The 15,800-nt window shown below is 71.9% G+C and carries 21 protein-coding genes and 1 riboswitch; of the genes, 5 read left to right on the top strand and 16 right to left on the bottom strand.

Annotation, left to right across the window (positions count from 1 at the left end; all coding sequences use genetic code 11):
- The first annotated feature begins 39 nt into the window (after positions 1 to 39).
- Positions 40 to 123 (top strand): DUF6461 domain-containing protein, encoded by an 84-nt coding sequence (locus K6I34_RS38300; protein WP_374230933.1) that lies wholly within the window; start codon positions 40 to 42, stop codon positions 121 to 123.
- Positions 124 to 134: 11 nt separating this feature from the next.
- On the opposite strand, the gene K6I34_RS15575 is transcribed toward K6I34_RS38300, so the two are convergent.
- Positions 135 to 956 carry a putative protein N(5)-glutamine methyltransferase gene (locus K6I34_RS15575; RefSeq protein WP_229326460.1) on the bottom strand — a complete coding sequence of 274 codons (822 nt, stop codon included), beginning with the start codon at positions 954 to 956 and terminating at the stop codon, positions 135 to 137.
- A complete protein-coding gene (locus tag K6I34_RS15570; RefSeq protein WP_229326458.1) occupies positions 956 to 1,795 on the bottom strand; it encodes a hypothetical protein in 840 nt (279 codons plus the stop codon). Before K6I34_RS15570 ends, K6I34_RS15575 begins: the two co-directional genes overlap by 1 nt.
- A 112-nt stretch (positions 1,796 to 1,907) precedes the next feature.
- Here K6I34_RS15570 and K6I34_RS15565 point away from each other — a divergent pair, with 112 nt between their 5' ends.
- Both K6I34_RS15565 and K6I34_RS15560 read left to right on the top strand, forming a co-directional pair.
- Positions 1,908 to 3,146, top strand: a complete 1,239-nt coding sequence (locus K6I34_RS15565; RefSeq protein ID WP_229326456.1) for a GNAT family N-acetyltransferase — start codon at positions 1,908 to 1,910, stop codon at positions 3,144 to 3,146.
- A gap of 123 nt (positions 3,147 to 3,269) precedes the next feature.
- Positions 3,270 to 3,863 (top strand): NADPH-dependent FMN reductase, encoded by a 594-nt coding sequence (locus K6I34_RS15560; protein ID WP_229326454.1) that lies wholly within the window; start codon positions 3,270 to 3,272, stop codon positions 3,861 to 3,863.
- Between the two features lie 69 nt (positions 3,864 to 3,932).
- Here K6I34_RS15560 and K6I34_RS15555 read toward each other — a convergent pair whose 3' ends face one another.
- Both K6I34_RS15555 and K6I34_RS15550 read right to left on the bottom strand, forming a co-directional pair.
- Positions 3,933 to 4,274, bottom strand: a complete 342-nt coding sequence (locus tag K6I34_RS15555) for a helix-turn-helix domain-containing protein (protein WP_229326453.1) — start codon at positions 4,272 to 4,274, stop codon at positions 3,933 to 3,935.
- A gap of 243 nt (positions 4,275 to 4,517) precedes the next feature.
- Entirely contained in the window at positions 4,518 to 5,108 is a 591-nt protein-coding gene (locus K6I34_RS15550) for an AmfC protein (RefSeq protein WP_374230932.1), read from the bottom strand.
- Between the two features lie 147 nt (positions 5,109 to 5,255).
- On the opposite strand from K6I34_RS15550, the gene dtd reads away from it, so the two are divergent.
- The gene (dtd, locus tag K6I34_RS15545; protein WP_229326451.1) at positions 5,256 to 5,681 is read left to right on the top strand and encodes a D-aminoacyl-tRNA deacylase; all 426 of its coding nucleotides are present in this window, start codon (positions 5,256 to 5,258) and stop codon (positions 5,679 to 5,681) included.
- 127 nt (positions 5,682 to 5,808) lie between these two features.
- Here dtd and K6I34_RS15540 read toward each other — a convergent pair whose 3' ends face one another.
- The 6 genes from K6I34_RS15540 to K6I34_RS15515 form a co-directional block, all read right to left on the bottom strand.
- Entirely contained in the window at positions 5,809 to 6,792 is a 984-nt protein-coding gene (locus K6I34_RS15540) for a folate-binding protein YgfZ (protein WP_229326449.1), read from the bottom strand.
- A gap of 10 nt (positions 6,793 to 6,802) precedes the next feature.
- Entirely contained in the window at positions 6,803 to 7,252 is a 450-nt protein-coding gene (locus tag K6I34_RS15535; protein ID WP_229326447.1) for a Fur family transcriptional regulator, read from the bottom strand.
- Positions 7,253 to 7,271: 19 nt separating this feature from the next.
- The gene (locus K6I34_RS15530) at positions 7,272 to 8,345 is read right to left on the bottom strand and encodes an ABC transporter substrate-binding protein (RefSeq protein ID WP_229326445.1); all 1,074 of its coding nucleotides are present in this window, start codon (positions 8,343 to 8,345) and stop codon (positions 7,272 to 7,274) included.
- Positions 8,346 to 8,354: 9 nt separating this feature from the next.
- Positions 8,355 to 9,128: an ABC transporter ATP-binding protein gene (locus tag K6I34_RS15525; RefSeq protein WP_229326443.1), complete on the bottom strand. Its 774-nt coding sequence runs from the start codon at positions 9,126 to 9,128 to the stop codon at positions 8,355 to 8,357.
- A gap of 3 nt (positions 9,129 to 9,131) precedes the next feature.
- Positions 9,132 to 10,145: a FecCD family ABC transporter permease gene (locus K6I34_RS15520; RefSeq protein ID WP_374230930.1), complete on the bottom strand. Its 1,014-nt coding sequence runs from the start codon at positions 10,143 to 10,145 to the stop codon at positions 9,132 to 9,134.
- A gap of 231 nt (positions 10,146 to 10,376) precedes the next feature.
- Positions 10,377 to 10,459, bottom strand: a riboswitch (cobalamin riboswitch).
- A 57-nt stretch (positions 10,460 to 10,516) separates the two neighbouring features.
- Positions 10,517 to 11,104 carry an FABP family protein gene (locus K6I34_RS15515; protein WP_229326440.1) on the bottom strand — a complete coding sequence of 196 codons (588 nt, stop codon included), beginning with the start codon at positions 11,102 to 11,104 and terminating at the stop codon, positions 10,517 to 10,519.
- A 290-nt stretch (positions 11,105 to 11,394) separates the two neighbouring features.
- Between K6I34_RS15515 and K6I34_RS15510 the strand changes: the two genes are divergently transcribed.
- Positions 11,395 to 11,763: a DsrE family protein gene (locus K6I34_RS15510; RefSeq protein ID WP_121801465.1), complete on the top strand. Its 369-nt coding sequence runs from the start codon at positions 11,395 to 11,397 to the stop codon at positions 11,761 to 11,763.
- Positions 11,764 to 11,975: 212 nt separating this feature from the next.
- Here K6I34_RS15510 and K6I34_RS15505 read toward each other — a convergent pair whose 3' ends face one another.
- The 6 genes from K6I34_RS15505 to K6I34_RS15485 form a co-directional block, all read right to left on the bottom strand.
- Positions 11,976 to 12,233, bottom strand: a complete 258-nt coding sequence (locus tag K6I34_RS15505; RefSeq protein ID WP_229326438.1) for a DUF3099 domain-containing protein — start codon at positions 12,231 to 12,233, stop codon at positions 11,976 to 11,978.
- A gap of 111 nt (positions 12,234 to 12,344) precedes the next feature.
- Positions 12,345 to 12,638, bottom strand: a complete 294-nt coding sequence (locus tag K6I34_RS15500) for a DUF1416 domain-containing protein (RefSeq protein ID WP_229326436.1) — start codon at positions 12,636 to 12,638, stop codon at positions 12,345 to 12,347.
- Positions 12,639 to 12,679: 41 nt separating this feature from the next.
- On the bottom strand, positions 12,680 to 13,513 hold the full coding sequence (locus K6I34_RS15495; protein ID WP_229326434.1) for a sulfurtransferase: 834 nt from the start codon (positions 13,511 to 13,513) through the stop codon (positions 12,680 to 12,682).
- Positions 13,514 to 13,630: 117 nt separating this feature from the next.
- Positions 13,631 to 13,711 (bottom strand): putative leader peptide, encoded by an 81-nt coding sequence (locus K6I34_RS38885; RefSeq protein WP_359104787.1) that lies wholly within the window; start codon positions 13,709 to 13,711, stop codon positions 13,631 to 13,633.
- Positions 13,712 to 13,971: 260 nt separating this feature from the next.
- Positions 13,972 to 14,679, bottom strand: coding sequence for a DUF2993 domain-containing protein (locus tag K6I34_RS15490; RefSeq protein WP_229326432.1), 708 nt, complete (start codon positions 14,677 to 14,679; stop codon positions 13,972 to 13,974).
- A 161-nt stretch (positions 14,680 to 14,840) separates the two neighbouring features.
- The coding region (locus K6I34_RS15485) for a hypothetical protein (RefSeq protein WP_229326430.1) at positions 14,841 to 15,800 on the bottom strand (960 nt) is incomplete at its 5' end.

The raw sequence follows: 15,800 nt of genomic DNA, 5'->3' as shown, positions 1-15,800 counted from the left end.
GAAGGGGCGGAAGCGGACGTCCACGCGGCGGCGTTCGCGCTGGCGGAGCGGCTGACCGGGGTCGCGGTGACGCCCGGCCTGCTGGAGAACGGCGAGTTCGTGTGCGGGAGCGTGCCCTTCTGACGGTCGGCCGGTCAGGACGGGCGGGTGCCGGTGACCACCGTGGCGGTGAGGTCGTCGCAGGTGTGGACCTCGGTGGTCAGGCCGGCCGCGATGAATGCCGCCACCGTCAGCGGCGCCTGCCGCTCGCTCGTCTCGACGAGCAGGTGGCCGCCCGGCGCCAGCCACTGGCGGGCGGAAGCCGCCACGCGCCGCTGGACGTCGATGCCGTCCGAGCCGCCGTCGAGGGCGACGGTGGGTTCGTGGTCGCGGGCCTCGGGCGGGAGCAGCCCGATCGCGTCGGTGGGGACGTAGGGCGTGTTGGCGACGAGGATGTCGACGCGGCCGCGCAGCGCGGCGGGGAGCGGCTCGTAGAGGTCGCCCTCGTACACGTGGCCCGCCGGACCGAGGTTGCGGTGGGCGCAGCGCACCGCGGCGGGGTCGATGTCGGCGGCGTGCAGCTCGATGCCGTCCAGGGCCGCGGCGAGCGCGGCCCCGACCGCTCCCGATCCGCAGCACAGGTCGAGGACCACGGGAGCGGCCCCGGACCCGGACCTGGAGGCGGAGGCGAGCGCGACGGCCCGGCGCACCAGGTGTTCCGTGCGCCGCCGCGGTACGAAGACGCCCGGGTCGATGGCTATGCGAAGGCCGCAGAACTCGGCCCAGCCCAGGACGTGTTCGAGGGGCAGCCCGGCGGCCCGGCGTCCGGTCATGGCGGCGAGTTCGTCCGGCGTGCGGGCGGCGGAGAGGAGCAGCGCCGCCTCGTCCTCGGCGAAGACGCACCCCGCTGCGCGCAGCCTGGTGACGACGTCGGCGGGGGAGAGCCCCACCGGCTCCGCGGGATCGGCCGCGGCCATCAGGAGGGCTCTCCGGCGGTGATCAGGCGGCGCAGGGAGGCCGCCATGTTCGTCGCGAAGTCCTCGCGGGCGGCGGGCGTCAGGAGTTCCAGGGAGAGGTACGGGTTGAGGTCCTCCAGTTCCACCAGGAGGAGTTCGCCGCCGGGGGCGCGGCAGGCGTCGACGCGCTGGATACCGTGCTCGATTGCGTTCCAGTCGACGAAGCGCTGGGCGAAGGCCAGGTCGGCGGCGGTCGGCTCGTAGGGCACCAGCTCCCAGCGCCGGTCGGGCCGGGGCGCGTGGAGGGCGTACTGGAAGTCCCGGTCGACGAAGTAGAACGACACCTCGTACGCGAAGTCGACGCGCGGCTGCACGAGGATGTCGCCGTACGCGAGTTCGGGCAGCCGGTCGCGGGGGACGAACTCCAGCCCTATGGAATCCGCGCCGAGCTTGGGCTTGACCACGTACTCGGCGGCCTCCGGCAGCCGGGCCAGGTCCTCGCGGCGGTCGACGGTGGGGATGACCGGGTACCCCGCGGCGGTCAGGTCGAGCAGGTACTGCTTGCCGACCATGTCGGCCTTGCCGGTCAGCTGGTTGTAGACGCGTGCGCCGCGCTTCCGCGCGAGGGCGCGGAACTCGTCGTACTCCGCCTGATAGTTCAGCACCGGGCCGCTGTTGCGGACCACGACGGCGTCGAAGCCGTCCATCAGCGCGGCCGCGTCCAGGGGGTGGCAGAGGGCCACGTCGAATTCCTCGCGGAGGCGGGCGGCGAGGTGGATGTCCTCGTCGCAGTAGCGGCGCCCGCGGGCCTCGTAGGCGAGGTCCGTGACGTACAGGATGCGATGGCGGTGCTTCGGCATGGCGGTCCCCGTGTTCCCCCGTGTGTGGATGACTGGGGTCAAAGTACCTGGTCAGGACGGGGGCGTGGAAAAGTGGATGCGTGCGCGCGAGGCGTCTGCGTACCGTCCGTGAATGGCCCCAGAACTCCGCCGAGTCACCGACCAGGACCTTCCCGAGTGGTCCCGTGCCCTCCGCACCGGCTTCCTCCGCCCGCCCGTGGTCACCAAGGAAGAGATCGAGCTCCGCACCGCGGCCGTGGCCACCGGCCGTGTCCAGGGGGTGTTCGACGGCGCCCGCTGCGTCGCCACGTTCCGCAGCTTCGACCAGCGCCTCACCCTTCCCGGCGGCGCCGACATCGCCGCGAACGCGGTCAGCAACGTGACCGTCTCGCCCACCCACCGCAGGCGCGGCCTGCTCAGCCGCATGATGGCCGCCGACCTGCGCGCCGCCGAGGAGCGCGGCGCGACCGCCGCGACCCTGATCGCCGCCGAGTATCCGATCTACGGCCGCTACGGCTTCGGCCCGGTCACCTGGACCACGGGCTGGGAGGTGGACGTCGCCCGCACCGGCCTCGACCGGCGCTACGCCGGCCCCGCCGACGGCGCCCGCGTCGACCTCGTCGACCCCGCCGACGTCCGTGTGCACGGCCCCGGCCTGCACGAACGGCTGCGCGCGACCCGGCATGGCGTCATCGACCGCATCGAGCGCTGGTGGCTGGTCAACACCGGCGCGATGCCCACCGGCATCCCCTGGGAGGAGCCGTACTACGTCCTCCACCGGTCCGCGGACGGCACCGTCGACGGCCTCCTCGTGTACACCGCCGAGGACACCTGGGAGGGGATGAATCCCCAGGGCGTGGTGACCGTCCTCGACCTCGTCGCGGTGACACCCGGCGCGGAACGGGCACTGTGGCACCACGTGTTGTCGATCGACCTGGTCGCGAAGGTCCGCACCGGACACCGCGCCCCCGACGACCTGCTCCCGCTGCTGATGCCCGACCCGCGCGCGGCGCGCGTCACCCACCACTCCGACTTCCTGTGGCTGCGCCCGCTCGACGTGCCGACGCTGCTGGCTGCCCGTACGTACGCCTCCTCCGGCTCGCTCGTCCTCGGCGTCACGGACCCGGGCGGCCCGGCGGACGGCCGTTTCCTGCTGGAGGCCGGGCCGGACGGCGCGCGGTGCGTGCCCACCACGCGGGCGGCCGACCTGGTGCTCGGCCCCGGTGAACTGGGCTCCCTGGCGCTGGGAGACGAGTCCGCGGCCCGGCTGGCGGAGCTGGGCCGCGTCGACGAGGAGCGGGCGGGCGCGGTGGCGCTCACGGACGCGCTGTTCCGCACGGCACGACGGCCGTGGTGCCCGGACCTCTTCTGACGGCCTTCCGTCTCTGGCGATCTTCTGTTTCCCCTGCCCTTGACCTCAAGTGGACTTGAGGTTGCAGGATCTTCTCAACAGCCCGCCGGTGGCACCACCGGCACGACCCCTGGGGGGACCACCATGTCCGAGGACACCTACCGGCTCGCTGTCATCGTCGCCTCCACCCGCGAGGGCCGCTTCGCCCCGACGGTGGCCAAGTGGCTCGCGACGGAGGTCGCGCAGCGCGGCGACATCGAGCTCGACGTCATCGACCTCGCCTATCACCCGCTGCCGCTGAACCTCTCCAAGGAGCCGGGCCCGGAGGACATCACGGCCCTCGCCGCGGTGACGCCGCGCCTGGAGCAGGCGGATGGCTTCGTCGTGCTCACGCCGGAGTACAACCACAGCTACCCCGCGTCGCTCAAGAATCTCATCGACCTGCACTACACGCAGTGGCGCGCCAAGCCGGTGGGCTTCATCTCCTACGGCGGGCTCTCCGGCGGTCTGCGCGCGGTCGAGCACCTCCGGCCGGTCTTCGCGGAGCTGCACGCGGTGACCATCCGCGAGACGGTCAGCTTCCACAGCCCCTGGGGCAAGTTCGACGAGGAGGGCGCCCACCTGGACCCGGAGGCCGGCGAGGCCGCCTCCAAGGCCGCGAAGGTCATGCTCGACCAGCTCGCCTGGTGGGCGATCTCGCTCCGCGAGGCGCGCGCGGCACGCCCGTACGGGGCCTGACGGTACGGCGTACGACACGGGGCCTGACGGTACGGCGTACGACCGGTCACGGGGGTGCCGGTCGTGCGGTCACGCCGCCGGGGCGTCCGCCTCGCCCAGCCGGGCGAGGCGGACCTTGCCCCAGGCGCTGAGCGGGGCGAGGGCGGTGTTGAGGGCTTGGCCGTGCTCGGTGAGCGAGTACTCCACGCGGAGCGGCACCCCTTCGTAGACCTCGCGGTGCACGATGTCGTCCGTCTCCAGCTCGCGGAGCTGCTGGGTCAGCACCTTCTCGCTGATGCCGGGGAGGAGGCGCCGCAGCTCGCCGAAACGACGGGTGGCGTCGTGCAGGGCCCACAGGATGAGCACCTTCCACTTGCCCTCGATGACGTCGATGGCAGCGTCTATGCCGCACTGGTACGGCTGGTTCTTCATGCGTCCCCCCGGCGAACGGATTGCCTTCGGCACCCACCTTAGGTCGCGACGGTGGTTGGTTTGCTGTGCCTAGGGGGGTGCCTCTTGCGCTGCGCGCGCGGCTGCGGGCCGGTGGTCAGGTGCGCCTACCGGGTTGCCGCCCGGGCCCGGTGCGCGTCTGCAGGTTGTCGACGGCTGGTCGCGCCCACGCGGCGGAGCCGCACAATGTCGCAGCCCCGCGCCCCTTGAGGGGCGCGTCAGGGGTCACGACAGCAAGTCGTCGACCTGGGCCTCGCCCTCGCGGTAGCGGCGCGCGATTTCCGCGCTGCAGTCGTCCGCCGTCCGCTGGAGGCCCGCCCGGCGTACCGATACCTGGCGTTCGAAGGCCTCCAGACGGCGTTTTCCCTCGTGCAGCTCGTCGTCCGTACGCGCGTCCAGGTCGGACAGCTCCACCTCCGCCAGCATGTCCTCGGCCAGCCGCCGGTACTCCGCGCTGTGCGGGGTGCCGAGCCGTACATGGCGGGCGGAGGACCGCTGCGTGGAGGGGTCGTCCGCCAGGATCTCCGACAGGCGTTCCACGACGAGCCGGGCCATGACCGGGGACCCCGGCGAGGCCCGCCGCGCCAGCTCCGCCCGCAGGATGTCGATGCGGCCCTGGAGGAGGCGCCGTACGTAGCTGAGGTCCGCCTCGTCCTGTTGCGCGGCTCTGCGCAGGGCGCGCAGCTCCGCCAGGCTCAGCAGGCCCAGCTCCCGCCCGGGGACGTCCGCCAGCCGCCCGGTGCGCTGGCTCGGCGGCCGGGGGTGCACGCTGTCCGCTGTCGTGAGCATGGGGCCGTCCTCAATGGGTGTGGTCATGAGCTTCCGTTCCCCTCGGGCGGTGTGCTTCCGGGTCACGTTGCCCCTTCGAGCACCGCCTGCACGCATGGTGCCACTGCGGAGCGCCGGGGCGCAGGAGCTCTCCACCCGAACGGCCCTGGATGGACGCAGGGCATCATGGTCCATATGCGTGCAGTGGTGCAGAGGGTGGACGGCGCGGCCGTCGTCGTCGACGGCGAGACGGTCGGCGAGATCATCGGACAGGGCCTGTGCGTCCTTGTCGGAGTGACGCATGAGGACACCGTGGAGAAGGCGGCGCAACTGGCCCGCAAGCTGTGGTCGCTGCGCGTGCTGGAGGACGAGAAGTCCTGCTCGGACGTCGGGGCGCCGTTGCTCGTGATCTCGCAGTTCACTCTCTACGGTGACGCACGGAAGGGGCGCCGCCCTACGTGGAACGCGGCGGCGCCGGGTGCTGTGGCCGAGCCGCTCGTGGACGAGGTGGTGGCGCGGCTGCGTTCGCTGGGGGCGCGGGTGGAGACGGGCCGGTTCGGCGCTGACATGAAGGTCTCCTTGACCAACAACGGGCCGTTCACGGTTTTGCTCGACATCTAGGGCCTACGGGGTGCCTCTTGCGCTCCGCGTGCGGCTGCGGGTCCGTCGTGGCTGGTCGCGCCCGCGCGGCGGAGCCGCAAATGAAACACAGCCCCGCGCCCCTTACGGGGCGCGGACGACTCTGCCCTTACGGCTCGACCACGACCTCCTGTGACGCCGCCGTCCCCTCGCCCACCAGCAGGGGCGCGTCCACGGGGACATTCCGCTTCACCAGGGCCAGGGCGATCGGGCCCAGCTCGTGGTGGCGGGCCGAGGTCGTGATGAAGCCGAGCTGGCGGCTTTCGGGGCCGTCCGACGCGAGGCGGACGGGGGCGCCGTGCCCCGGGAGGACGACCTCGCTGCCGTCGAGGTGGAGGAAGACGAGGCGGCGCGGCGGCTTCCCCAGGTTGTGGACGCGGGCGACCGTCTCCTGGCCGCGGTAGCAGCCCTTCTGCAGGTGGACCGCGACGCCGATCAGGCCCAGCTCGTGCGGGATGGTGCGGTGGTCGGTCTCCAGGCCCAGGCGCGGGCGGTGCGCCTCGACGCGCAGCGCCTCGTAGGCGAGTACGCCCGCCGCCGGGCCGTGCGCGCCCGCGAACTCCTCCAGGCGCGCACGCGGGAGGAAGAGATCGCGTCCGTGCGCCGTCTCGCGCACCGTCACACCCTCGGGGACGTCCACGATCGAGCCCGCGGGCAGGTGCACCACCGCGAAGTCGTCCGTGCGGTCGGCGACCTCGACCCGGTAGAAGAACTTCATGCTCTCCAGGTAGGCGATCAGGTCGCCCTGGGTGCCGGGCTCGACGTGCATCCACGTCGTCTCCCCGTCGTCCACCAGGGAGAGCGCGTGCTCGATGTGGCCGTGGGCGGAGAGGATCAGCGCCTCCGTGGCCTGCCCGGCCGGGAGGTCGGTCACATGCTGGGTGATCAGCAGGTGCAGCCAGCTCAGCCGGTCGGCGCCGGAGACGGTGACGACGCCCCGGTGCGAGAGATCGACGAATCCGGTGCCGCCCGCGAGCGCGCGCTGCTCGCGGAAGAGGTCGCCGTAGTGCGCGGCGACACCCTCGTCGGGGGCCTCGGCGGCGACGGCGCCGGGCAGCGACAGCAGCGGGCTGGCTTTCGTTTGACGCAGCATGCGCACAAGCCTACGGCTCGTCCGGTGACGCTTTCGAGGAGCACTTCGAAGAGCAGCCGCCGCACCTGCCGAAGATCGCGAAGTGCTTCATGTCCGTGTCGAAACCGAAGGTCTCGCGCAGCTGCGCGGTGAACGGCCCGGCCACCTCCAGGTCGGCCTCGATCACCGTGGTGCAGTCCCGGCAGACGAGGTGTATGTGGTGGTGCCGGTCCGCCAGGTGGTAGGTCGGGGCGCCGTGCCCGAGGTGGGCGTGGCTGACCAGGCCCAGCTCCTCCAGCAGCTCCAGGGTCCGGTAGACCGTGGAGATGTTGACCCCGCCCGCCGTGCGCCGGACCTCCGTGAGGATGTCGTCCGGCGTCGCGTGCTCCAGCCGGTCCACCGCTTCCAGCACGAGCTGGCGCTGCGGCGTGAGCCGGTAGCCGCGCTTACGGAGGTTGCTCTGCCAGTCGGTGTCCACCACGCTCCCAGTCTAGGCAGGCTCAGGAGCTCCGGACCCCCTTCAGATAGCCGGCGAGGGCGGCGATGGCGGCGGGGTTGCGCGGGCTCTCGACCAGGTCGACGTAGTCGAGGACGAAGATGCGGTCGTTCTTGACCGCGGAGACGTTCGCGAGCGGCGGGTAGGACTTCAGGAACTCTTTCTTCTGCTCCGCGGTCACCGACCCGTAGTTGTTGATCACGATGACGTCGGGGTCGCGGTCCACGACCGTCTCCCAGCCGACGGTCACCCAGGTGTCCTTGAGGTCCTTCGCGATGTTGTCGCCGCCCGCCTTGGTGATGATGTCGTGTGCCCCGGCGTAGGCGCCCGCGGTGAAGGGCTTGTCCTGGCCGTCGTCGTAGAGGAAGACGGTCGGCCGCTTCCCGCCCGCTTTCCCGTCCGCCTTCCCGCCCGCCTTTCCGCCCGCGTCGCCGTCCCCCGGCACCTTCGCCTGGGCCTCGGCGACCTGCTTGCGGAACTCGTCGGTCAGCTTCTTCGCCCGGTCCTCCACGTCGAAGATCTTCCCGAGCGTCTCCAGGTCCGTGTAGAGGGCCTCCAGCGGCGGCATCACCCCGCGCGAGGTGCCCGTGGTGCCGTTGCGGCAGGACTCGGAGAGGACGTACGAGCCGATGCCGAGCTTCTTCAGCGAGTCGGGCGTGACGCCGCTGCCCTCGCCGAAGCCGTAGTTCCAGCCCGCGAAGACCAGGTCGGCCCTGGCGTCCAGGGCGATCTCCTTGGCGATCGCCTTCTTGGACAGCCACTTCACCTTCTTGTAGCCGTCCGCCCACGGCACGGTCTCGCGGTCCTGCGTGTAGTCCGGCGCCACATAACCCGCCATGTGGTCCTCCAGCCCCAGCGCGAACATGATCTCCGCGATCCCGACGTCATTGGTGACCACGCGCTGCGGCGCCTTGTCGTACGTCGTTTTCACCCCGCAGTTCTCGATGGTCACGGGGTAGTGGCCGGAGGCGGCCTTCTCCTCGGCCGGGGATTCGGAGACCTTCGCCCCGCAGCCCGCGAGGGACACGGCGGCGGACACGGCGGCGAGCAGGGCGACGGTGGTGCGCGGAGCACGCATGGGCGGTCCTTACGGGGTGGGGAGGCGGTCGAAGAGCAGGTGCGGTGCCCCGGTCTCGGGGTGCGGCACCCGGTGGGCCCGTACGCCGAAGACGTCGGCGAGCAGACCGGCGGTCAGCACCTCGCCGGGCGGGCCGGAGGCGACGATCCGGCCGCCCGCGATCACGTACAGCGCGTCGCAGTGCGTGGCGGCGAGGTTCAGGTCGTGCAGCGCGGCCAGGACGGTGAGGCCCGCGCCGCGCACGAGCGCGAGGACCTCCAGTTGCTGGGCGATGTCCAGGTGGTTGGTGGGCTCGTCCAGGACCAGCACCCGCGGCTCCTGCGCCAGGGCGCGGGCGATCAGCACGCGCTGTTTCTCGCCGCCCGACAGGGACGAGAAGCCCCGCTCGGCGAGGTGCGTGGCGCCGACCCTGGCCAGTGCCTCCGCGCACACCTCGGTGTCGCGCGCGGTGGTCCGCCCGGCGGCGCTCTGGTGCGGCAGCCTGCCCATCACGACGATCTCGGCGGCGGTGAAGTCGAACGCGCCCGCCGACTCCTGCGGCAGCGCGGCCAGCCGCCGCGCGCCCTCGCGGGCGCTGAGCGCGTGCAGGTCGTCGCCGTCCAGCCGTACGGTCCCGGCGGCCGGGCGCAGCGCGCGGTAGACGCAGCGCAGCAGAGTGGACTTGCCGCTGCCGTTGGGGCCGATCAGCCCCACGAACCGCCCGCTGTCGGCACGCAGCGCGATGTCCTCGACCAGGCGGGCGCCCGCGATCTCGACCGACAGGCCCTCGATGTCGACCCGCATGTCTCAGGACCCTCCGAAGCTGTAACGGCGGCGGCGCATGAGCACGACGAAGCAGGGCACGCCGATGATCGCGGTGATGACGCCGACCGGCAGTTCGACGGGCGCCAGCAGCAGCCGGGAGACGATGTCGACCCACACCAGAAGCACCGCGCCGAGCAGCGGCGCCACGGCCAGCACCCGCCGGTGGTCGGCGCCGACGAGCATGCGGGTGACGTGCGGGACCATCAGCCCGACGAATCCGATCGCGCCGCTGACGGCGACGACGGCCCCGGTGACGGCGGCCGCGCTGACGAACAGCTGCTTGCGCAGCCGGTTCGGGGCCACACCGAGCGCGGCGGCGGTCTCGTCGCCCATGGCCAGGGCGTTGAGCCCGCGGGCCGTCCACAGCAGGTGGGCGAGTCCGGCGAGCACGACGGCGGCGGCGATCGGCACGGACGACCAGGTGGCGCCGCCGAGGCTGCCGAGCAGCCACATCATCGCGGAACGGGCGGCCTCGCCCCGGTCGGCGCTGAAGACCATCAGGGTGGTGACGGCCGAGAAGCCGTAGTACATGGCGGTGCCCGTCAGCACCAGCCGCAGCGGCGTCAGCCCCTGCGGGGTGCGCGCGGCCAGGTAGACGAGCAGCATCGAGGCGAGCGCGGAGACGAAGGCGGCGCTGGAGAGCGCCCACACGCCGAGCGAGCCGAACGCGCCGAAGAGCAGGACCGCGTTGGCGCCGACGGCCGCGCCGGAGGAGATGCCGAGGACGAAGGGGTCGGCCAGCGCGTTGCGGACCATGGCCTGCACGGCCACGCCGATGGCGGAGAGCCCGGCGCCGACGACGGCGGCGAGCAGAGCGCGCGGGAAGCGCAGCTCCCAGACGATCGTGTAGGCGGAGACGTCGTCCGCCGCGATGGTGCCGCCGGTCAGCCCGGCCCGCAGGAAGCGCAGGGTGTCGCCCCAGCCCACCCCGGCGGCGCCGAGGCCGACACCGCAGACGAGGGAGCCGAGCAGGGCCACGGCGAGCCCCGCGAGCAACGGTGGCAGGGGAAGACGGCGGGGTGGTGGTGGCGGCCCGCCGCCCCGGCATCGGACAGTCTGAGCCTTGGCCGGGGGAGCGGCCTGGGGGGAGGTCACCACAGGTCGTACGCCTTCGCCTCGGGCCGCGTCCCTGTGTACGAAGGAGCGGCCCGGGGCGAAGGAAGGGTGCTGCGGCCCGGGTGTCCCCTCGCAGTCCACGGCGAGTTGTCAGGAACTGGACGCCGCCACGGGTGATCGGGCTCGCGGAAACGGCCCCGAAGGGCCTTCCGCCTACCGTTGCGGGTCAGCGCCGGACTTCGACCGGCTTCCCCCGCGGGGCGCGTTGTGCGGTTGTGGTCGTACGGATGCCCGTACGGGGCGGGTGGACGTCAGCCGGTGTAGGGCGTGCCGTCCGGGTTGAAGAAGGCGACGCCGTCCGGCATGTCGTCGGGCAGGCTCGCGGCCCACTCCTTGAGGTCGGCGATCTTCTTCAGGTGTGCCGACATATAGGGGCGCAGCGGCACCTCGGGGGTGGCCTTCTCGCCGACCCACATCAGGTCGCCCTTGACGTAGCCGTAGAGGCGCTTGCCACCGCTGTACGGGCCGGAGGCCTCGGTGCGGGCGACGGCGTCCGTGGCGATGTCGATCTGCGGCTTCTGGTCGGCCAGCTCGCCGTACCAGACCTCGGCGACGCCCTGGTCGCGGATCATGACGACCTCGACCTTGCGGTCCTTGTCGATCCGCCAGAAGCCGGTCTCGGTCTCCAGGGGGCGGACCATCTTGCCCTCGGCGTCCAGGACCCAGGAGTGCGACGTGTACTCCAGGAAGTCCCGGCCGTCGTGGGTGAAGACGACCTCCTGGCCGAAGTTGCACTTCTCGGCGCCGGGGAAGTCCGCGACGCCCGCGCCCTCCCACTTGCCGAGCAGGAAGACCAGGGGGACGAGGTCGGGGTGGAGGTCGGTCGGAATCTCGATCATGGGCTCAGGCGATCTGTAGAAGGAGGGGGTGCGGGACGGGCTGCCGCGTGGGTCAGCGCTGGCCCTGGAACAGCTTCTTCCAGGTCAGCCCGGCGAAGGCGAGCACGCCGACGGCTACCAGCACGAGCAGGGTGGTGAAGACTGCCTCAAGCACGGACGTGCTCCTCGGTCGGGACGATCGGTTACGGACCGCCGTCGAGTCTAGTCGGCCGCGCCGGACGTGGCTCTGTGAGGTCTGCGGGGCCTGTACGGCCGGGGTCACCGGTGGGCCACCGGCCTAGAGTGATCGCATGGCGAAGAAGAAGCTCGTACTCAAGGTGACGGCGGGCGCGGACGCGCCCGAGAGGTGCTCCCAGGCGTTCACGGTGGCGGCCGTCGCCGTGGCCAGCGGGGTCGAGGTGTCCCTGTGGCTGACCGGCGAGGCGTCCTGGTTCGCGCTCCCGGGGCGCGCGGCGGAGTTCTCGCTGCCGCACGCGGCGCCGTTGCCGGAGCTGATCGAGGGCATCCGGGCCGGGGGCGGCCTCATCACGGTGTGCACGCAGTGTGCCGCGCGGCGCGACATGGAGGAGGCGGACCTCATCGAGGGGGCGCGGATCGCCGGGGCGCAGGTTTTTGTGGCCGAGGCGATGGCGGACGGCGTGCAGGCGCTGGTGTACTGACCGGAGCCTACTGGGGTTGACCGGAGCGCCTACTGGGGTGCGGCTTGCGCTGCGCGCGCGGGTGCGCCCCCGGTGGGGGCTTGTCGCGCAGTTCCCCGCGCCCCTGAAAAGCCGCCTGCGAGCTCGGTCGCCCATGCCCGTCCGGCGGCTGCGGGCCGTCGCTGGTTGCTCGCGCAGTTCCCCGCGCCCCTACGGGGCGCACCCCGAAGCGCTCAATGGCGCTTCTTGCCGTCCAGTTCGTCCCACCACTCGTCCGACTTCGGGTCGCCCGACGGGTCGTCCCACCAGCGGTCGTCGGGGCCGTGGCGGTTGGCGACGATGGCGGCCACCGGGGGGATGACCATCGCGAAGAGGCACATGCCCACCGCGGCCGGCACGGACCACAGCCGCACCACGGCCCACGCCAGGACGAACATGCCGATGCACGTGCCCATCATGGCGAAGTACCAGTGGCGCCGCCGTGCGTACATAACCCCACGGTACGACCGCAGGGTGCATGGCGCGAAGGGCCGCACCCCCCATCATGGCGTCCAACCCCGGGGTGCGGCCCTCCGGCCGTTCATGGGTGCCGTCCGGCGGCGTCAGACCGCGATGGCGACCTCGGAGAGCGAGCCCTTCTCGGTGACGATGACCTTGCGGTCGGCGGCCGTCGCCCCCGGCACCAGCGCGCGCACCGTCCAGGTGCCCTTGTCCGCGTAGAAGCGGAACTGTCCGGTCGCGGACGTCGGCACCTCGGCGGTGAACTCGCCGGTGCTGTCCAGCAGTCGCACGTAACCGGTGACGGGCTCGCCGTCGCGGGTCACCGAACCCTGGATGGTGGTCTCACCGGGCTTGGCGGTCGAGGCGTCGGGGCCGCCGGCCTTTGCTCCACACATAAGCGTTCCTTGAGGGGAGAGGACAGAGGGGGAAGGGGGAGTCAGGAGCCGAGCTCGATCGGCACGCCCACCAGGGAGCCGTACTCGGTCCACGAGCCGTCGTAGTTGCGGACGTTCGGCTGGCCGAGCAGCTCGTGCAGGACGAACCACGTGTGCGCGGAGCGCTCGCCGATGCGGCAGTAGGCGATGGTGTCCTTGGCCAGGTCCACGCCCGCGGTCTCGTAGATGCCCTTGAGCTCGTCGTCCGACTTGAACGTGCCGTCGTCGTTGGCCGTCTTCGACCAGGGGATGTTGCGCGCGGTCGGGACGTGGCCGGGGCGCTGCGACTGCTCCTGCGGGAGGTGCGCGGGGGCGAGCAGCTTGCCGCTGAACTCGTCGGGGGAGCGCACGTCGACGAGGTTGAGCGTGCCGATGGCCTCCAGCACGTCGTCGCGGAAGGCGCGGATCGAGGTGTCCTGGGGCTGCGCGCGGTACTCGGTGCGGGCCCGCCGCGGGACCTCGGCGACCAGGTCGCGGGAGTCGAGCTCCCACTTCTTGCGGCCGCCGTCGAGGAGCTTCACGTCCTGGTGGCCGTAGAGCTTGAAGTACCAGTAGGCGTAGGCCGCGAACCAGTTGTTGTTGCCGCCGTAGAGGACGACCGTGTCGTCGTTGGCGATGCCCTTCGCGGACAGGAGCTCCTCGAAGCCCGCCTGGTCGACGAAGTCACGGCGCACCGGGTCCTGGAGGTCGGTCCTCCAGTCGATGCGGACGGCGTTCTTGATGTGGTTCTTGTCGTAGGCCGAGGTGTCCTCGTCGACCTCGACGACGACCGTCTTCGGGTCCTCGATGCGGGCCTGTACCCAGTCGGCGTCCACCAGGACGTCACTGCGGCTCATGTTGTTCTCCTCCGGGGCAGTTGCGGGGTGTGCGCAAGCGCACCGCCTGTGCGCACGGCAAAGGGGCGCGCGGTGTGGCGGGGTGGGACGAGAGATGAGACGGGTAACGCGTTCCCGTCAGACATGACGACAGAGCATGGCGGCAACGCGGCACAGGTCGACTGCCCGCCGCTTCGTGAGGTCCGCCTGTCGCTTCATGCGTCCGATCGTAGGGACGCACGGGTGGGCGTGTCACCGGGGTGCCGGATAATGAGACGAAATATTCCGGATGTTGGGATCGGGTGGGGTGCCGGAGCCTGGAGGGAGCGGTTCCGGGCCTGCTGTCCGCTGCGGATTCTGGCGTACGGACGGGCGCGTCTCGCTGAGTGGAATCAGCACGAGTCGGCCGACCGGCGGATGAGCCCGGCGGGTCCGCTTGCCGGGCCCGCTCGGCAAGCGGGTTCGGCAAGCGCGTCCGGTCAGCCCGCCAGGTTGACCTTCGAGCCCGTCAGCGTGATGTCGACGCCGTCCTTGGTGGTGACGACCTTGTCCAGGGTGATCCCCTTCGGCAGGCCGTCGATCTTCCGGTCGAAGTCGATCTTCTGGCGGATCAGCTGCTCCACGCCGGGGAAGCCCTCGGCCGGGATCTCGTCGGCCCGTACGTGGATGGTGTCGCCGCCCGTGACGGTCACCGTGGAGAGGACGCTGCGCTCGATGGTCTGGCCCATCAGCGAGATCTTGCCGGTCACCTTGACCTGGCTCTTGCCCGCCTGGTCCGTACCGCCGTAGCCGACCGTGACATTGGGGTCGCCGGTGGCCTTGGTGAGGTCGGCGTACGAGATGTGGGCGGTGCCGGTCGCCTTGTCGGCGACGGCGGAGGTGAAGCTGCTGTTGATCCTGACGCCCTGCAGCTTGGCGTCGAAGCCCGTCACGCGGATCGAGCGGTCGCCCGCGTTCGCGGTCACGCCGTCGAGCTTCACCTCGACCTCGTCCAGCGTGGAGCTCGCGACCTGCGTGAGGAACGGGAAGCCCTTGATCGACACGCTCGGGGTGCCCGAGAGGTTCTGGCTGCTGCGTATCTTCTCGGCCGCCTGATCCTCCGCGAAGTACACCGCGAGGCGGTCCGCGCCCACGAACAAGGCCCCCAGAATCACGGCGACGATCACGGTTATTCGTATGGCGCGCATCGGTCTGCTCTGCTCCCCCGGGTCTCGGTCAGGCCCCTGTCTGTGCAGCGAGCCTAACCGGACCCCATGGAAAACCGACGTAAGCGATCAAAAAGCGATCGTGAGGTGATGCGATGCGACCACGAGGTGATCGCGAAGCGATCGCAGGGGTGGGGCCGTGATCAACCCAGGGCCCTGCCCAGCACATAGACGGCCGGGGCGGCCGCCGCCAGCGGGAGTGCCACACCCGCCGTCATGTGCACGAAACGGGACGGGTAGTCATAACTCGCCGCCCGCAGGCCGATCAGCGCGCAGGCGCCCGCGGCCAGCGCGAGCAGCGCGCCGGACGTGCCGAAGTCCGTCATCCTGCCGGTCGCGACGCCCGAACCCGCCGCCGCGATCAGCGCGATCACCGGGGAGACGAAGGACGGCAGCGGCAGCGCCCGTGCCAGCGCCGCCACCGCGACACCGACCGCGCCGATCACGACCGCGTCGGCCGACGCGGAGGAGACCGCCGCCAGGTGCCCGGCCGCGATCACCGTGAGCGCGGCGGACGCCCCGGCGACCATCAGCCCGTACAGCCGCTCGTCGGCACCGGCGCCGCTGCGCAGCTGGAGCATCAGCGTCAGCAGCACCCACACCCCGAGCGTGCCCATGAGCACCGTCGGCGCCTGCCCGGCGTCCGTGGCCAGCAGCCCGGCGTCGGCGGCCAGGCCGCCCAGGAACGCCAGCGCGATGCCCTGGCGCGCGGGCCACATGCCGTTCAGCCGGAACCAGCCCGCCGCCGTCACCGCCTGCAGCAGCACCACCGGCACCACCAGCGCGTACTGCCCCAGCGGCGCGGCCACCGCCAGCAGGGCCGCGAGCACCGTCGTCAGCACGGCGGGCTGGAAGCCCGGCGCGAGGATCTGCGGACGGCCCTCCGCCTTCGCCTTCTCGGCGGCGGTCATCGGCCGCTCGGGAGCGGCGGGCACCGTCGTCACGGACGGCACCGCCGGACCCGCCGGCACCGCCGCGCCCATCACCGGGCCCGGCGTCTGCTGCGCGGAGGCCGCGTACGCGCCTCCCGCGCCTCCCGCGCCGCCGCCTCGTGGGCGGGCGACGCGACGGGCGGCGTAGCCCTGGACCCCCTGGATCCTGTC

Origin of the sequence: Streptomyces sp. UNOC14_S4 (assembly GCF_020740835.1) — a bacterium.
In the GTDB taxonomy this organism is placed as follows: Bacteria; Actinomycetota; Actinomycetes; order Streptomycetales; family Streptomycetaceae; genus Streptomyces.
Note: the sequence above shows the minus strand (reverse complement) of the source record. Positions and strands in the feature narration are given on the sequence as shown.

Excerpts from the sequence above, each read along its gene's own strand:
- K6I34_RS15575 (WP_229326460.1), bottom strand. The coding sequence starts at position 956 with ATGGCCGCGGCCGATCCCGCGGAGCCGGTGGGGCTCTCCCCCGCCGAC.
- K6I34_RS15570 (WP_229326458.1), bottom strand. The coding sequence starts at position 1,795 with ATGCCGAAGCACCGCCATCGCATCCTGTACGTCACGGACCTCGCCTAC.
- K6I34_RS15565 (WP_229326456.1), top strand. The coding sequence starts at position 1,908 with ATGGCCCCAGAACTCCGCCGAGTCACCGACCAGGACCTTCCCGAGTGG.
- K6I34_RS15560 (WP_229326454.1), top strand. The coding sequence starts at position 3,270 with ATGTCCGAGGACACCTACCGGCTCGCTGTCATCGTCGCCTCCACCCGC.
- K6I34_RS15555 (WP_229326453.1), bottom strand. The coding sequence starts at position 4,274 with ATGAAGAACCAGCCGTACCAGTGCGGCATAGACGCTGCCATCGACGTC.
- K6I34_RS15550 (WP_374230932.1), bottom strand. The coding sequence starts at position 5,108 with ATGACCACACCCATTGAGGACGGCCCCATGCTCACGACAGCGGACAGC.
- dtd (WP_229326451.1), top strand. The coding sequence starts at position 5,256 with ATGCGTGCAGTGGTGCAGAGGGTGGACGGCGCGGCCGTCGTCGTCGAC.
- K6I34_RS15540 (WP_229326449.1), bottom strand. The coding sequence starts at position 6,792 with ATGCTGCGTCAAACGAAAGCCAGCCCGCTGCTGTCGCTGCCCGGCGCC.
- K6I34_RS15530 (WP_229326445.1), bottom strand. The coding sequence starts at position 8,345 with ATGCGTGCTCCGCGCACCACCGTCGCCCTGCTCGCCGCCGTGTCCGCC.
- K6I34_RS15525 (WP_229326443.1), bottom strand. The coding sequence starts at position 9,128 with ATGCGGGTCGACATCGAGGGCCTGTCGGTCGAGATCGCGGGCGCCCGC.
- K6I34_RS15515 (WP_229326440.1), bottom strand. The coding sequence starts at position 11,104 with ATGATCGAGATTCCGACCGACCTCCACCCCGACCTCGTCCCCCTGGTC.
- K6I34_RS15510 (WP_121801465.1), top strand. The coding sequence starts at position 11,395 with ATGGCGAAGAAGAAGCTCGTACTCAAGGTGACGGCGGGCGCGGACGCG.
- K6I34_RS15505 (WP_229326438.1), bottom strand. The coding sequence starts at position 12,233 with ATGTACGCACGGCGGCGCCACTGGTACTTCGCCATGATGGGCACGTGC.
- K6I34_RS15500 (WP_229326436.1), bottom strand. The coding sequence starts at position 12,638 with ATGTGTGGAGCAAAGGCCGGCGGCCCCGACGCCTCGACCGCCAAGCCC.
- K6I34_RS15495 (WP_229326434.1), bottom strand. The coding sequence starts at position 13,513 with ATGAGCCGCAGTGACGTCCTGGTGGACGCCGACTGGGTACAGGCCCGC.
- K6I34_RS38885 (WP_359104787.1), bottom strand. The coding sequence starts at position 13,711 with ATGAAGCGACAGGCGGACCTCACGAAGCGGCGGGCAGTCGACCTGTGC.
- K6I34_RS15490 (WP_229326432.1), bottom strand. The coding sequence starts at position 14,679 with ATGCGCGCCATACGAATAACCGTGATCGTCGCCGTGATTCTGGGGGCC.